This is a genomic window from Acidovorax sp. ST3, assembly GCF_003231145.1.
In the GTDB taxonomy this organism is placed as follows: Bacteria; Pseudomonadota; Gammaproteobacteria; order Burkholderiales; family Burkholderiaceae_C; genus Acidovorax.
On record NZ_QKVP01000004.1, the window covers coordinates 182,401 to 196,278 of the forward strand.

11 protein-coding genes are annotated in these 13,878 nt (G+C 66.9%); 5 read left to right on the top strand and 6 right to left on the bottom strand.

Translation table 11 applies throughout. The annotated features are described in order from the left end of the window. Positions 1–66 precede the first annotated feature (66 nt). Positions 67–1,737, top strand: a complete 1,671-nt coding sequence (locus DNK89_RS13530) for a class I adenylate-forming enzyme family protein (protein WP_110960525.1) — start codon at positions 67–69, stop codon at positions 1,735–1,737. Between the two features lie 8 nt (positions 1,738–1,745). Beyond that, positions 1,746–3,269: an MFS transporter gene (locus tag DNK89_RS13535; RefSeq protein ID WP_110960526.1), complete on the top strand. Its 1,524-nt coding sequence runs from the start codon at positions 1,746–1,748 to the stop codon at positions 3,267–3,269. 192 nt (positions 3,270–3,461) lie between these two features. Here DNK89_RS13535 and DNK89_RS13540 read toward each other — a convergent pair whose 3' ends face one another. Then, a complete protein-coding gene (locus tag DNK89_RS13540; protein WP_110960527.1) occupies positions 3,462–4,631 on the bottom strand; it encodes a hypothetical protein in 1,170 nt (389 codons plus the stop codon). A gap of 207 nt (positions 4,632–4,838) precedes the next feature. Between DNK89_RS13540 and DNK89_RS13545 the strand changes: the two genes are divergently transcribed. Next, on the top strand, positions 4,839–5,486 hold the full coding sequence (locus DNK89_RS13545) for a hypothetical protein (RefSeq protein WP_110960528.1): 648 nt from the start codon (positions 4,839–4,841) through the stop codon (positions 5,484–5,486). Positions 5,487–5,542: 56 nt separating this feature from the next. Then, positions 5,543–6,184, top strand: coding sequence for a hypothetical protein (locus DNK89_RS13550; RefSeq protein WP_110960529.1), 642 nt, complete (start codon positions 5,543–5,545; stop codon positions 6,182–6,184). A 25-nt stretch (positions 6,185–6,209) separates the two neighbouring features. Here the strand turns inward: DNK89_RS13550 and DNK89_RS13555 are convergent, their stop codons facing one another. The 4 genes from DNK89_RS13555 to DNK89_RS13570 all read right to left on the bottom strand — a co-directional run bounded on the left by DNK89_RS13555 (position 6,210) and on the right by DNK89_RS13570 (position 11,274). Beyond that, positions 6,210–7,583 carry an SH3 domain-containing protein gene (locus DNK89_RS13555; protein ID WP_203422268.1) on the bottom strand — a complete coding sequence of 458 codons (1,374 nt, stop codon included), beginning with the start codon at positions 7,581–7,583 and terminating at the stop codon, positions 6,210–6,212. A gap of 28 nt (positions 7,584–7,611) precedes the next feature. Beyond that, the gene (gene yegQ / locus DNK89_RS13560) at positions 7,612–9,048 is read right to left on the bottom strand and encodes a tRNA 5-hydroxyuridine modification protein YegQ (protein WP_110960531.1); all 1,437 of its coding nucleotides are present in this window, start codon (positions 9,046–9,048) and stop codon (positions 7,612–7,614) included. 36 nt (positions 9,049–9,084) lie between these two features. Further along, a complete protein-coding gene (gene ttcA, locus DNK89_RS13565) occupies positions 9,085–10,032 on the bottom strand; it encodes a tRNA 2-thiocytidine(32) synthetase TtcA (RefSeq protein ID WP_110960532.1) in 948 nt (315 codons plus the stop codon). A 177-nt stretch (positions 10,033–10,209) separates the two neighbouring features. Further along, complete coding sequence (locus DNK89_RS13570) at positions 10,210–11,274, bottom strand: homocysteine S-methyltransferase family protein (protein ID WP_110960533.1); 1,065 nt, start codon at positions 11,272–11,274, stop codon at positions 10,210–10,212. Positions 11,275–11,459: 185 nt separating this feature from the next. On the opposite strand from DNK89_RS13570, the gene recQ reads away from it, so the two are divergent. Next, positions 11,460–13,319, top strand: coding sequence for a DNA helicase RecQ (recQ, locus tag DNK89_RS13575; RefSeq protein ID WP_110960920.1), 1,860 nt, complete (start codon positions 11,460–11,462; stop codon positions 13,317–13,319). 121 nt (positions 13,320–13,440) lie between these two features. Here the strand turns inward: recQ and DNK89_RS13580 are convergent, their stop codons facing one another. Beyond that, complete coding sequence (locus tag DNK89_RS13580; RefSeq protein ID WP_110960534.1) at positions 13,441–13,869, bottom strand: hemerythrin domain-containing protein; 429 nt, start codon at positions 13,867–13,869, stop codon at positions 13,441–13,443. Between the last annotated feature and the right edge of the window lie 9 nt (positions 13,870–13,878).

Below are 13,878 nucleotides of genomic sequence, written 5' to 3' on the forward strand. Positions count from 1 at the left end.
TTTGCCCCGGACCTTGCGTGAAAAACTGCCTGGACTTCGCATTCACGCCGTCTTCGGGAGATTCCGGTGGCCCTTCCATCCCTGCGCAGCCTGCTGGCGCGCTTTCTGCTCAGCCGCCTGCGCACCGCGCGCTCCGTGGCCCGCCTGGCGTATCGCCTGCACCCCCACAAACCTGCGCTCATCGACCGGCGCGGCACCCTCACCTACGCGCAGCTGCAAGACCGCGTGTACCGCCTGCAGGCATGGATGCAGGCGCAGGGCGTGAAGAAGGGCGACGTGGTCTTCACCTGGCTGCCCGAAACCGGTGAGCAGTACGAAACCCGGCTAGCCACGTTCGAGAACGGCACCATCTTTGCCAGCTTTCACAAGCACCTGCCGGCCGATGCGGCGCTCACCACCATGGGCCGCGTCAAGCCCACGGTGTTCATCCACGACCCGCTGCTGAGCGCGCCCATCCTGCAGGCCGTGCGCGAGCAACTGCCCGGCCTGCGCATGCTGGCGCTGGGTGACGAATACGAGCGCGCCCTGGCGCAGCAGACTCCGTCGGCCGGCACGGTCGATGTGCACGAGGACGATGTGTTCGCGCTGCACATGACCTCGGGCACCACGGGCCTGCCCAAGTCCATCGGCTACAGCAACCGCAAGTACCTGGACAGCGTGCGCCTGATCTCGCGCGCCATCGACTTCAAGCCGCCCGCCAACGGGCCGGACGTGAACATGCTGGGCCTGCCGCTCACCGGCCCGGGCTCAGGCCTGGTGCTGCCCACGCTGCTGGCGGGCGCGGCGCTGGTCATGCCCGAGGACTTCCGCGCCACCACGCTGGCCGGGCTGATCCAGAAGCACCGTGTGTCGCGCGCTTTCCTCTCGCCCTCGGCCATCATCGACCTGCTGGACGAGCCCACGCTGGGCCAGTACGACCTGTCTTCGCTGACCCATGTGCCGTACGGCTCGGAGATGATGCCAGCGCCCAAGATTGCGGAGGCCATCCGCCGCTTTGGACCCATCTTTCAGCAGGGCTACGGCTGCCTGGAGGCCCTGCCCCCCATCACCTGGCTGCTGCCCCACGAGCACGTGGACGCGCAGGGCCAACCACTGGGCAACGACATTCTCTCCACCGTGGGCCGTGTGATGCCGGGTGTGGACGTGGTCATCCGCGACGAACAGTTTGTGCCGCTGCCCCTCGGCCAGATGGGCCTGATCACCGTGCAGACGCCGGTGCGGTTTGACGGCTACTGGCTGGACCCGGAAAAGACCAGCGAAACCCTGCGCGACGGCTGGGTGGTGATGGGAGACCTGGGTTACTTCGACGCCGCCGGTTACCTGCATGTGCTGGGCCGCAGCGCAGACCGCGTGGTGCGCAATGGCCAGGCACTGAACCCGCGCGAGATCGAAGAAGTAGCGCACTGCCACCCGGCCGTCAAAGAGGCCTGCCTGGTGCAGCATGGCCCCGCCGCCGTGCTGGTGGCCAGCCTACGGCAAAACTGGCGCAACGACCGGGGCACCCAGGCCCTGGAGCACGACCTGGCGGAGTTTCTGGTGCAGCACCTGCCGCCCGAGATGCGGCCCGACGATGTACGCCTGGTCACCGAGATTCCGCGCAGCTTCCTCAACAAGATGCTGCGGCGCGAGGTGCGCCTGATGCTGGAGGCCATGCCGCCGCGCAGCAGTGCAGCGCATGTGGCGGGCGCCATGGCGACGGCGCCCCAACCTGAAGCCATGGCACCCGCTCACCCATGACAGCGCCCATGAACATGCAGCCCACCCCACAGATCCGGCTGAGCCTGGGTACCAAACTCGGCTACGCCGTGGGCAACGTCGGCCTGCAGATGCTGATTGCAGCCATGAGCTTCCTGCTCATGATCTTCTACACCGATGTGGCCCTGGTGCCCCCCGCCGTGGCCGGTGCGGCGCTGCTGGTGGGCAAGGTGTGGGACACCATCAACGACCCCTTGTTTGGCTGGCTGACCGACCGCACCCGCTCCCGCCACGGCCGCCACCGCGTGTACCTGATCTACGGCGCCCTGCCCCTGGCGGTGGTGGCCGCCGCCGTGTGGATGGTGCCGCCAGGCCTGAGCCCCTGGGCAGCGTTTGTGTGGATCGCCGTCACCTACACCCTGTTCGACACCGTGATGACGCTGGTGCAGCTGCCCTACCAGGCCATGGCCGCCAACATGACGCAGGACTACGACGAGCGCACCAGCCTCACGGCGTTTGCATCCATGGGCGCCCTGCTGGGCTTTTTTGCGGGCAGCGTGTTCATGCCGCTGCTGGTGCGGGCCGCACCGGATGCACGCACGGGTTATGCCCTGGCGGGCGCCTGTTTTGGGCTGGCCGCCGGGGTGGCCGTGGCCGTGGTGGCCTGGCGCGTGCGCGAGCCCGCCACCACCAGCCACACGCCCGCCACCCCCACCACCGAAGCAGCCGCACCCGGCTGGGCATCGGTCCGCAGCACCCTGCTGGCCACGCTGCGCAACCGTCCGTTTGTGATGCTGGTGAGCGCAGCCGGGCTGGTGCGCCTGGGCCTCACGCTGGTGCAGGCCTCGCTCGCGTATTTCGTCATCTACCAGCTGCAGGGCGACAAGGGCGACCTGCCGCGCTTCATGGGCATCCTGCTTGCGGTGGTGGGCATCTCGCTGTTCGTGTGGAAGCGCGTGGTGGACCGGTGGGAGAAGAACCTGGCCTACATCCTCGGGCTGGTGTTCTGCTGCGCAGGGCTGGTGGCGCTGTACTGGGTGGGTCCGGGCCAGCAGGCCCTGGTGACGGGCATCCTGGTGGTGGTGGGCATCGGCATGGGCGCGCACTGGATCGTGCCGTTTGCCATGGTGCCCGACACCATCGACCACGGCCACATGCAGGCGGGCGAGCGCCAGACCGGCATGTACTACGGCCTGTACGGCCTGGTGGACAAGCTGGCGCGCACCCTGGCCACGGTGCTGGTGGCCGGCATGCTGGAGCTGACAGGCTATGTGCCCAACGTGGCCCAGTCGGCCCAGGCGCTGCAGGGCATCACGACCATGACGGGACTGCTGCCAGCGCTGTGCCTGGTGCTGGCCATTCCGCTGCTGCTGGCCTACCCCATCACCCGCGCCCGCCATGCAGACCTGGTGCGCAGCGTAGGCGCTCCCGCGACGGCGGAGGCGGTCAGTACGACCGCAGTGGCAGCAATGGCCGCAACCCCTGCACGCCAGAGCGAACACACCACCCGCCCTGCGTGGATGCCCTCCCGAACGCTGCCCAGTGGTGGGCACGACTTCGCACACAGCCGCTAGGGATCCTCTGCACGAATCGAGCGGTAAGTGAGCGCAGCGGATCGGGATGGGCTGCAAGGCGCAAAACGCAGCAATAGCCGTAGCTATTGCGAGGCTTTGCAACGCAGCAGACCGCCCGAGACCGCAGATGCACACGGCGCGGTGATTCGTGCAGAGGGTCCTCAGAGAGTTAAAGAGCCTTCGGACGTGCCCTCAGGCAGACGGCGTCGGCCCCACGGGCTCGGGCGGCAGCACACCGCGCATCGCGAGGCAGAAGGGCTGCACGCACTCGGCCCGCGCGGCGTAAGGGCAGCCCACCGTCTCGCACAGGCCTGACGCGCCATTGCGCGCCTTCTCCTCTTCTCGCGGCACCTGGCCGCTGGCCTGCAGCACGGCCATCTGGGTCCAGGGGTCCAGGCGGCCGGTGGTCTGCTGCAGCATGTCGCGGCCATACACGGTGGCAGCCAGTTGCGGCTGCAGGTCCAGCACCAGCAGCGCGCTGGTGCGCGGCGCGGCAGCATCCATGCCCTGCAACACCAAAGCCATCACCCCCGATTGCAACGCCTGGCCCCCACCCGCAAAAGGCACCTGCAGCGCACCTCCTGCTGCGGTGGCGCCCGGGCCCAGGCTTGCGCCAACTTGCACCGCCGCCGCGCCTGCAGCGGCGGGAGACGCCTGGGCTGCCAGCCAGGGCACCGGGGCACGCAAGGTGAGCGCCAGCCCGCGCGGCCCCTCAGGCGTCGCCACCACACCCTGGCGCACCAGCCAGGTTTGCAGCGGCGGCTGGTCGGCATCCAGCGCACCACTCTCCAGCGCCTGCGCCATGCCGATGGGCCAGGGCTGCGCGGCCACCACGCGCTGCGGCACCCCGGCCTGCGCGGTGACCTGTGCCACTAGGGCACTCACCATCCGCAGCAGCGGTGCGCTGAGGCCCGACGCAGGCCAGGCGGCACCGCCCGTGGCGGACGCTGCGGACGCCGATGCATTGGCTGGCGCAGCCGTGGGGGCACCACGCGGCAGCAGCGCCGACGCCCCCGCTGACGCGGCCCGCGCGGCGCCCTCGCCCCTTGTGCCCGGCCAATTGCCATCGGCCCCACCCGGCCGGCGCGGGTCAAAGCCCGCCGCCAACTGCTCGCGCGCCTGGGGCGAGATGCTGGCCTGGTCTGCCGGTGTGGGCAGCGGCCCGCCAGGCGGGCTGGGGGACGCGACGAAGGGCGGCGGGGCGCTGGGGTCTGCGGTGTGCAACGGCGCGGGGGCGGTGGGTGCAGCAGGTTTAGGCTTGTCCAGCCCCAGCAACGCCGTCTGCCGCTGCAGCGCCGCCTCGGCCAGAAACTGGGCCACGGGCGGCAATGCCGTGCGGGACGGATCGATAGGGAGGGTCATGCCGGGCTGCCTGGGGAAGGGATGCCCGATTCTGTAGTGATTCGCGCGGCGTGAACAGGCCGTGGTGCGAGCAGGCCTGCCGAGCGCATCAGCTATCAATTACATAGCAAAAGGTGCAATAAATTCCAGCGCTATCGGCATTTTTTGCCCACAATTCGGCTCCACCACCTGCCGTGCAGCCCCTCCGCACGCAATCACCGCCCCGCCATGCACCCGCACACCACTGCCCGCCCTCGCCTTGTCGATCGCCACCCCACGCCCCACACCGGGGTTGCGCTGGCCCTGCTAATGGCCGTGCTGGGCTTCCTGCTGGTCAGTGTATGGACGTATGCGCCGCAATGGGAGCGAGCCTTCCGCTCGGACGGCTCGCCGGTGTCATGGCTGTCGAGTGCGCTGCTGCTGGCGCTCAGCATCACGGCCCTGCGGATGGTGGGGGACCGCGCCCTGCCCCGACTGCTGGGCGCCTGGCTGGCACTTGCGTTTTTTGTGCTGGCGCTGGACGAGCAGTTCATGCTGCACGAGCTGTGGAAGTTCCGCTGCCACGAATGGACCGACGCCTGCCGCTGGGCCCCCGTGCGCGAAGCCCCCATGCTGGCCGTGGCAGTGGGGGGCCTCTTCTCCATGGCCTGGCTGCACCGCGCCTTGTGGCACACCGGCACCCGCGCCCTGCTGTGGACGGGCCTGGCCGTCGGCTGGCTGGCGATTGGTGTGGACCAATGGCCCGAGGTGCAAGCACGCTGGCCCAGCCTGCCCGAACTGCCGTCGCTGGTGGCCACGCTGGAGGAGGCACTAGAGGTAGTGGCCGAGGCGCTGGTGTTGGGGGCGTTGTTGCGGCAACCGGGCAACCCGCGATGACCCTTGCGCTGACACAATCTCCACGCCACACATCCACAGAGCCCGGAAGGCGCCCCATGCCCGTCACCCACCGCATTTCCATCGCCGTCGCCCTGCTGACCTTGGCGGCGGCAGCCTGCGCACAACCACAAGAATTTGCCCATCCCAAGGCGGTGGTAGCAGCACTGTTCCCGAACCAGAAATTCGTCGAGTGGACTGCCACGGCGGGCGACTGGAACGGCGATGGCGTCCAGGACATCGCTTTGATACTCAACGAAGTCGATGGGCCTGTAGACAGGCCAATGGAAATACGCCTTGTGGTTCTGGCGGGCACGGCGGGCGGCGCCTACACCCTTCTATCTGCCTCTTCCAGCTACTGCGTGGCGCAGAAGTTCTACAACCTCGAAGCCAAGGGCGCGTCACTTTGGGTGACTGCTGTGGACAAGGCGGAGGGTGAGGTATCAGCCACCACCACCTTGCAGTTCCGCTTCAACCCACGGCGTGCCGACTTTGAACTGATCGGCAAGGAAAACGTCTGGGAAGTTCAAAGCAAGGAGTACGGCCGCAGCAGCGTCAACTACCTGGCCGACAAGTTCATCACCTATGAACGGACCAAGGGTCGCGTCAAGACAAGCAAAGAAAAGCGCTTTGCAGTCCCTTCACTGGCCTCGCTCAACGGGTTCAACTGCACCACCTACGACGACGGTGTGTCCCCCTGAGCACGTGCTGCCCATTCCGGCCAGCTCAGGTGCACTCCTGATCCACCCAATACCCCGCCGGAAACCACTGGCCGTTGATATTGAGATACCAACGCCATTCGAAAATGGGCTCGAAGCTCATGCCGCCCGGCGACGGCGTATCGATGCGCAGGATGTCCGCCACGCCGTCGCGGTCCACGTCAATTTCGTGCACCAGCACTGCGGTGTTCTTGCGTTGGGGCTTGGGCCGCTCGGGCGGCTCTGAAGGGATCATCCAGCTGGTGGAGTACCGCCGGGTGGTGACCTTCACAGCGTCGGGCGGCAGCTTGCCGGGCACCACCAGGCGCACCAGCACGTCGGCCGACTCTGACACCTTGGCATAGCCGCGCACGGCGGTGGTCTCGTCGTTGCGCGGGTCGTCAAAGCCCTTGCCCGGGTAGTGGCCACCGCAATAGTGGTCGGCGTTGCTGATGTCCCAATACCGCCGGCCCAAGGTGCGGGCGCCCACCAGGCCCTGGTGCGTGATGGCGTACAGCGTGAGCGCCGGGGCAAAAGCAAGGTCGGCGGCTCCCACGTCCCAAAAACCCGTCACGAATTCGATCTCCGGGCCGCTGTGGCGGTTGAAGCTGCCGTAGGGTTCCTTGGTGGGGATGACGCTGATGCGCGTGCCCGCAACGGCCGCCAGGCCATCGGCCTCGGTCTCGTGCAGCAGGGCCACACTGGCGTGGCTGCGGAAGTACGACGGGGCAATGGCAGGCAGCGTGGGCAGTGCGGCCAGGGGCGCCACGGCCGGGATGTGGTCCACGGCGCGGGTGGCCAGCTTCACACCGTCCAGCGGGTTGACGGGGCGGCCCCGGTCAATCTCTTGCTCGGGCCGCAGCAGCACGCCGCTGCGCATGAGCTTCTTGGCAGCCTCCCATTCAGGGCGCAGGGGGTACTGCACGGGCATCTCGGGCGTATGGCTTTTGGCCAGCGCGGGCAGTTGCAAGGCAGCCGGGCGCGGCAGGGCGTTGCCGTAGGCCCGCATGCGGTTGGCCGACGGTGCGACCCAGAAGGCTCGGGCGGCGTCCTTGCCTGCCTGGGCCAGGGTGAGGGGCTGGTCGGCCAGCAGGTTGCAGGCCACTTGGGCTTGCAGGGGCTCCGCCAAAGGCGGGCCCAGGCGGGCATCGCCTGCGTAGAGCACGGCGCACCAGCCGTCGCGCTCGGTGAGCTGTTGCAGCACGGTGTTGGCGGGCACCTGGGCCACGATGCGGGCCGAGGACTGGGCCGACTCGCGCAGGTTGACCCAAGAGCCCTGCACGTAGCGCTGCTTGGCAGGAGCGACGGCTGGGGCCTGGGCGCTGGCACCGCCAGACAAAGCCACACCAAGCGCAGCAGCCGCAACCACCCGGCGGGGGCAGCATTCAAAAAGTGTTGTCATGCGGGAGCCCCGGGGCGTTCTCAAAAAATCAGGCGGCCAGCGCGGGCTCTGGCTGGGCTGCGGGGGGCTGCGACTCAATCACCCGCGCCAGCAGCGCGCCGCTGTAGCGGGGGGGCAGCGGAATCCACACGCGCACGGGGCTGCCCTGGGCGACCTGCACGGGCTGGCCTTCCACATTGCGCATTTCTTGCAGGCGCACGGTGGTGTTGCCGCTGGGGTGCACCACCTCGATCAGGTCGCCCACGGCAAAGTGGTTCTTGGTTTCCACCTGCACCCAGTCACCGCTCAGGCCCGCATCGGCCAGCCCCTCGGTGCCCAGCACCTCGCCCACGTACTGGCTGCGCTGGGTGACGGAGTGGCCGCTGATGTAGTTCTGGTAGTCGTTGCTGGGGCGGCGCTCCAGCAGGCCACCGGTGTAGCCGCGGTTGGACAGGCCTTCCAGCTCGATGAGCAGCTCGGGATTGAAGGGGCGGCCCGCCACGGCGTCGTCGATGGCGCGGCGGTACACCTGGGCGGTGCGGGCTACGTAGTACAGGCTCTTGGTGCGGCCTTCGATCTTGAGCGAATCGACACCGATCTGCGTGAGGCGCGCCACATGCTCCACCGCGCGCAGGTCCTTGCTGTTCATGATGTAGGTGCCGTGCTCGTCTTCCATGATGGGCATGAGCTGGCCGGGGCGGCCTGCTTCTTCGATCAGGTAGACCTTGTCGGCCTTGGGGTGGCGCTGGCCGATGCCGGTGGTGGAGAACGATTGCTCGGCCTTTTGCTGCGCGGCCTCGAAGTTGAAGTCGCCTTCCATCTTCTGCGCAATGGCTTCGCCCGTGGTGGGGTCGATGTCGGCGTCGTGCGTGGCGTAGTTCCAGCGGCAGGCGTTGGTGCAGGTGCCTTGGTTGGGGTCGCGGTGGTTGAAGTAGCCGCTGAGCAGACAGCGGCCCGAGTACGCAATGCACAGCGCGCCGTGCACGAACACTTCCAGCTCCATGTCGGGGCATTCCTGGCGGATTTTTTCGATCTCGTCCAGGGCAAGCTCGCGCGAGAGGATGATGCGCGACACACCCATCTTCTGCCAGAACTTCACCGTGGCCCAGTTGGTGGTGTTGGCCTGCACGGACAGGTGAATCTCCGTCTCCGGCCACTTCTCCTTGACCATCATGATGAGGCCTGGGTCGGCCATGATGAGCGCGTCAGGCTTGCAGTCGATCACGGGCTCGATGTCGCGCAGGTAGGTGCGGATCTTGTCGTTGTGCGCAATGAGGTTGCTGGTCACAAAGAACTTCTTGCCGCGTGCGTGGGCCTCGTCAATACCCTGCTTGATCTGCTCCAGGCGGAACTCGTTGTTGCGCGCGCGCAAGCTGTAGCGCGGCTGCCCGGCGTACACCGCGTCGGCACCAAAGTCGTAGGCGGCGCGCATTTTGTCGAGCGAGCCAGCGGGCAGGAGCAGTTCGGGGGCTTTGAGGGTGGTCATGGGGTGGCCCAATCTAAAAATCGTCAGAGGTCAGGTTCAGCGGGGCATCAGCGGCAGGCCGCCGAGCATGCCCACGGCCTGCGCAGGAAGGTCTTCGGCATCAAACGCCTTGTCGCCATCGGCATCAGCAACGCCACTGGGCACCAGGCCCTTGAAGTCAAACTGGCGCGTGTCCATGAAGTGCGAGGGCACCAGGTTGCGCAGCGCCACGGCCATGTTCTCGATGCGGCCGGGGTACAGCTGCTGCCAGTCGCGCAGCATCTGGCCGATCTGCTTGCGCTGCAGGTTCTCCTGGCTGCCGCAGAGCGTGCAAGGGATGATGGGGAACTGGCGGTGCTCTGCCCAACGCGTGAGGTCATCCTCGGCCACATAGGCCAGCGGGCGGATGATGAGGTGGTCGCCCCGGTCGCTCTGCACCTTGGGCGGCATGCCCTTGAGCTTGCCGCCAAAGAACATGTTCAAAAAGAAGGTCTGCAGCATGTCGTCGCGGTGGTGGCCGAGCGCAATCTTGGTGCAGCCCAGCTCATCGGCCACGCGGTACAGGATGCCCCGGCGCAGGCGGCTGCACAGGCTGCACATGGTCTTGCCTTCGGGGATGTGCTCTTTGACGACGCTGTAGGTGTCCTGCGTCTCGATGTGGAAGGGCACGCCCACCTGCGTCAAATACTCGGGCAGCACATGGGCCGGAAAACCTGGCTGCTTCTGGTCGAGGTTGACGGCGATCAGCTCGAAGCGGTTGCCGTTGCGCTGCTGCAGCATGCGCAGCACGTCGAGCATGGCGTAGCTGTCTTTGCCGCCCGACACACACACCATCACCTTGTCGCCGTCTTCGATGAGGCCAAAGTCGCCAATGGCCTGGGCCACTTGGCGCACCAGGCGCTTTTCGAGCTTGAGCGCGGCGTGCGCGGCAGCCTTGGCAGCCGCTGCGGCTGCGTCGTCGCCCTCCACAAAGGAAGAGGCGGGCGGGGTGGCGGTATCAAGCATGGAGTGGACGGACCGGACGGCGAAACGGGAAGGCGCAATGAAGGGGGGATTGCAAGGTTGCCGCACCCGGCGGCGCCTTGCAATGGGCTGCCGCACTGCGCTGGTACGGCATTCACTACTTTTTTTATAGCTGCTTGCGCTTATTGAATAAGCGCCAGAGACTGATTTGACTCAAATTCAGGCTTCTGCGGGGTAGAACATCTTGCGTGTAGGCACATCGGCTACCGCCTTGGCAATGGCGCCAATGTGGTCTGGCGTGGTGCCGCAGCAACCGCCCAGGATGTTGACCAGCCCCTCCGCCGCGAACTCGTGCACCAGGCGGCTGGTGATCTCGGGCGTTTCGTCAAAGCCGGTGTCGCTCATGGGGTTGGGCAAGCCGGCGTTGGGGTAGCAGCTGATGAACGTGTCCTCGGCCACGCGGTTCAGCTCCTGGATGTAGGGGCGCATCAGCGTGGCACCCAGGGCGCAGTTGAGGCCAATGGCCAGGGGGCGCGAGTGGCGCACGCTGTGCCAGAAGGCGGTCACGGTCTGGCCTGACAGGATGCGGCCCGATGCGTCGGTCACGGTGCCGCTGATGATGAGCGGCAGGCGCTCGCCGCTCTTTTCAAAGAACTCGTCAATCGCGAACAGCGCGGCTTTGGCGTTCAGGGTGTCGAAGATGGTTTCGACCAGCAGCACGTCGGCGCCGCCTTCGACCAGCGCTTCGGTCTGCTCATAGTAGGCAGCGCGCAGGGTTTCAAAGTCGATGTTGCGGGCGCCCGGGTCGTTCACGTCGGGGCTGATGCTGGCCGTCTTGGGCGTGGGGCCCAGGGCGCCCGCCACAAAGCGGGGCTTTTCGGGCGTCGAATACTTGTCGCAAGCCGCGCGCGCCAATTGGGCGGAGCGCAGGTTCATCTCGCGCGCCAGCTCGGCCATGTGGTAGTCCTCCTGCGCCACCGTGGTTGCGCCGAAGGTGTTGGTCTCGATCAGGTCGGCGCCAGCGGCCAGGTAGCGCTCGTGGATGTCGCGGATCACGTCGGGACGGGTGATGCTGAGCAGCTCGTTGTTACCCTTCACGTCGTACGCAAAGTCCTTGAACCGGTCGCCCGCGCCATCCGGCCCAGTGTAGCCCTCGCCCCGGTACTGCGCCTCGCCCAGCTTGAAGCGCTGGATCATGGTGCCCATGGCGCCGTCGAGGATGACGATGCGTTGGGCGAGGATGTCGGGCAGTTGCGCGGCGCGCGTGTAGTGGAGGGCTTGCATAGGGCGCTATTGTAGAAAGCCAGCCCCTCGCCCTCTTGCAGCGCACAATATGCGCCTGCCGCGCACGGGGCCAAGCCCGTGCACGGCAAAGGATTTTGGTCTTATTGGCACCAAGCGCTGGATTCGTATGCGCTGGCAGCTATCAATTTCAGAGTATTCGTTTGTCTCCTCGCCTGTCCCCCGCACTGTCCCCTGCCCATGCCGTTTTGCAGGACGTTTTTGGCTACGAGCAGTTTCGCGGTCCCCAGCAGGCCATCGTCGAGCATGTGATCGCGGGCGGCGATGCGCTGGTGCTCATGCCCACGGGCGGCGGCAAGAGCCTGTGTTATCAGGTGCCAGCCATCGTGCGCCAGCAGCAGGGGCGTGGGGTCACCATCGTGGTGTCGCCGCTGATTGCGCTGATGCACGACCAGGTGGGCGCGCTGCACGAGGCGGGGGTATCTGCCGCGTTTCTCAACTCCACGCTGAGCTATGACGAGACGCAGGATGTGGAGCTGCGGCTGCAGACCGGCGACATCACGCTGCTGTATGCCGCGCCCGAGCGGCTGAACACGCCCCGGTTCCTGGGCTTGCTCGACAGTCTGTACCACGGCGGGCACCTGTCGCTGTTTGCCATTGACGAGGCGCACTGCGTGAGCCAGTGGGGCCACGACTTTCGCCCCGAATACCGCGCGCTTACCGTGCTGCACGAGCGCTACCCGGGCGTGCCGCGCATTGCACTCACGGCCACCGCCGATGCGCTGACGCGCGCCGACATCGTGGAGCGGCTGCAACTGGAGGGCGCGCAGCACTTTGTGAGCAGCTTCGACCGGCCGAACATCCGCTACCGCATCGAGGAAAAGAAGGAGCCGCTGGCGCAGTTGCTGCGCTTCATCGAGCGCGAGCACCCTGAGGACGCGGGCGTGGTGTACTGCCAGTCGCGCAAGCGCGTGGAGGAGATGTCGGCCGCGCTGGTGGAAGCGGGCCTCAAGTCCCTGCCCTACCACGCAGGCCTGCCTGCTGAGGTGCGCCAGCAGAACCAGGACCGCTTCCTGCGCGAGGAAGGCATCGTGATGGTGGCCACCATTGCGTTCGGCATGGGCATTGACAAGCCCGATGTGCGCTTTGTGGCGCATGTGGACATGCCCAAGAACATCGAGGGCTACTACCAGGAGACCGGCCGCGCAGGCCGCGACGGGCTGAACGCCGACGCCTGGATGGCCTACGGCCTGCAGGACGTGGTGAACCAGCGCCGCATGATCGACGAAAGCCCCGCGAGCGAGGAGTTCAAGCAGGTGATGCGCGGCAAGCTCGATGCGCTGCTGGCCCTGGCCGAAGCCACCGATTGCCGGCGCGTGCAGCTGCTGGGCTACTTTGGCGAGCACTCCACGCCCTGCGGCAATTGCGACAACTGCCTGAACCCGCCCGCCGTGTGGGACGGCACGGATGCCGCCCGCAAGCTGCTGTCCACCATCTACCGCGTGCAGCAGGCCAGCGGCCTGAGCTTTGGCACCGGCCACATCATGGACATCGTGCGCGGCAAGGACACAGAGAAGGTGAAGCAGTTTGGGCACGACAAGCTCTCTACCTTCGGCGTGGGCAAGGACTATTCCGAAGCGCAATTGCGCGGCGTGCTGCGCCAACTGCTGGCCACCGGGGCCGTGGGGCTGCAAAAAGTGATGCTTGAGAGTGGCCACAGCTTCGACACGCTGAGCCTCACCGACGGCTCCCGCCCCGTGCTCAAGGGGGACGTGCCCGTGCTGCTGCGCGAATCCACGGCCAGCGCGCCCGCCAAGCGCACGCGCCGCAGCACGGCACCGCCAGCCGCTGCCGCCAACCTGGGGCCCGATGCCCAGGCGCGCTTCATCAACCTCAAGGCCTGGCGTGCCGAGGTGGCACGCGAGCACAACCTGCCCGCGTATGTGATCTTTCACGACGCCACACTGGCTGCGATTGCAGAGCGCAACCCCGCGTCCCTGGACGACCTGCAGGGCATCAGCGGCATGGGGGCGAAGAAACTGGAGGCGTATGGGGCGGAGGTGCTGAGGGTGTGCCAGCAAGGCTGACGCTCTGCGCTAAAGACCGAGTCCGCAACAAAAAAACCGGCCTCTGGGGCCGGTGAAGGGAGGTGCCCTCAGGCCCTACCGATGGATGGGGAACGGCTGGAGCGCCCAGCCATTGGGCCTATCAATGGCAATCAGCGGTTTCTTCCTCTTCGATGCGTGGATAAAAGTCGTGGTCCTCGCGCTGCATGCGTTCGAACACGCGGCGCAGCACCACATTGGCTTCGCTGCGAAAGCCCTCGGCATCGCGGCGCACGCTGTCGGCCGTGTTCCAGCGGCGCGCGAAGGCGTCGTAGGCACTGGCAATGGAGGCCATCTCGCTCTGGTACTGGCGGCCCATGCGCGCCAGGTCTGCATTGCCGCCGCGCTGCAGTGCGGGGTACAGCACCTGGTCTTCCACGGCCAGGTGCAGCTTGATGGTGCCGCTCATCGCAACGATGCCCTGGGCGATGGCCGTGGCGTTGGCCTCCACACCGGCATGTGCCAGGGCGCGCAAGGTGGCGATGCTGCGCAGGATGTCGGTGTGCTGGTGCTTGAATTTGTCGAGGTTCATGTTCGCTCC

Coding starts and splice junctions, on each gene's coding strand:
- DNK89_RS13535 (WP_110960526.1), top strand. CDS start 1,746: ATGAACATGCAGCCCACCCCACAGATCCGGCTGAGCCTGGGTACCAAA.
- DNK89_RS13550 (WP_110960529.1), top strand. CDS start 5,543: ATGCCCGTCACCCACCGCATTTCCATCGCCGTCGCCCTGCTGACCTTG.
- yegQ (WP_110960531.1), bottom strand. CDS start 9,048: ATGACCACCCTCAAAGCCCCCGAACTGCTCCTGCCCGCTGGCTCGCTC.
- ttcA (WP_110960532.1), bottom strand. CDS start 10,032: ATGCTTGATACCGCCACCCCGCCCGCCTCTTCCTTTGTGGAGGGCGAC.
- DNK89_RS13580 (WP_110960534.1), bottom strand. CDS start 13,869: ATGAACCTCGACAAATTCAAGCACCAGCACACCGACATCCTGCGCAGC.
- DNK89_RS13545 (WP_110960528.1), top strand. CDS start 4,839: ATGCACCCGCACACCACTGCCCGCCCTCGCCTTGTCGATCGCCACCCC.
- DNK89_RS13555 (WP_203422268.1), bottom strand. CDS start 7,583: ATGACAACACTTTTTGAATGCTGCCCCCGCCGGGTGGTTGCGGCTGCT.
- DNK89_RS13540 (WP_110960527.1), bottom strand. CDS start 4,631: ATGACCCTCCCTATCGATCCGTCCCGCACGGCATTGCCGCCCGTGGCC.
- DNK89_RS13570 (WP_110960533.1), bottom strand. CDS start 11,274: ATGCAAGCCCTCCACTACACGCGCGCCGCGCAACTGCCCGACATCCTC.